General features: G+C 32.3%; 2 protein-coding genes and 1 pseudogene. All 3 read left to right on the top strand.

Going from position 1 to position 957, the window contains the following annotated elements:
• The first annotated feature begins 256 nt into the window (after positions 1-256).
• Positions 257-379: a hypothetical protein gene (locus LKE01_RS12335; protein WP_257786598.1), complete on the top strand. Its 123-nt coding sequence runs from the start codon at positions 257-259 to the stop codon at positions 377-379.
• A 16-nt stretch (positions 380-395) separates the two neighbouring features.
• Complete coding sequence (locus tag LKE01_RS11840; protein ID WP_003606447.1) at positions 396-644, top strand: GlsB/YeaQ/YmgE family stress response membrane protein; 249 nt, start codon at positions 396-398, stop codon at positions 642-644.
• A gap of 100 nt (positions 645-744) precedes the next feature.
• Positions 745-906: pseudogene (locus LKE01_RS12440) on the top strand (serine hydrolase); the annotation flags it as partial.
• Positions 907-957: the final 51 nt, after the last annotated feature.

Below are 957 nucleotides of genomic sequence, written 5' to 3'. Positions count from 1 at the left end.
TTAGGTTCTGGGTTAGGATCAGCAAAAAATTGCAAATTTGTTTTCATCATCAAAACTCCTTTTTAAGTCCGTAGACTAAATTGTTTGTAAGTGCAATAACTAAATCAATTATTCTTTAACGCCTGTAATTGAGAAAAAGGCAAATCAAAAATTCCTATTTTAAAAAGAATGGCACAATCGAATAACTTGTATTCAAATATTCAATTGCCTATAATTAGATTTAGAAGGATGCAATTTAGATAATGGAGGATTTCATATGAAAAGATTTGGACTTTGGTCAAAAATATCAATTATCATTTCTATATCTCAACTTTTATTAGCCATTTTTAAAGAAATTCAAAACTATAACAAATCTAAAAAAACATCCTTCGAAAAATAAGAGAGGATGATGTTTTATGCATTGGTTATGGGTTTTAATTATTGGTGCCATCATTGGTGCTATTGCTGGAGCAATTACTAGCAAAGGAAAATCAATGGGGTGGATTGCTAATATTGTTGCCGGATTAGTTGGTTCCTCTATTGGAGAAGCTATACTCGGATCTTGGGGCCCTCAATTAGCCGGAATGGCAATTATTCCTTCAATTATTGGAGCAGTAATTGTTGTTGCTGTAGTTTCTTTCTTTGTCGGTAAATCAAAGAATTAGTTTTTAAGCTTCATTTAAGGTTCTTATACTAAATTATAGATGCTAACTTAGTTAGCACCCCTCGACTTTGTTGTGAGCGAAGCCAATTAATAATATTCGGAAGTTTGTCACTCTTTCTACTACAGTAAAGGATAGTTTAGGCTATCTTCCAAATTGTACAGCAGAACAAATTCCATTGGTTGCCAATAAAACTGTCCCTCGCAGTAGTGCTCCAAAGGTTTTTTGGAATCATTTTGTGAATTTCGTTAATGAAAAACTCTAAAATTTTACTGACAGAAAACTTGTCAGAAAATTAACTCACAAAAAAAGCCGT

The organism is Lentilactobacillus kefiri (assembly GCF_007989105.1).
In the GTDB taxonomy this organism is placed as follows: Bacteria; Bacillota; Bacilli; order Lactobacillales; family Lactobacillaceae; genus Lentilactobacillus; species Lentilactobacillus kefiri.
This window is presented reverse-complemented; position numbering and strand designations above follow the sequence as displayed.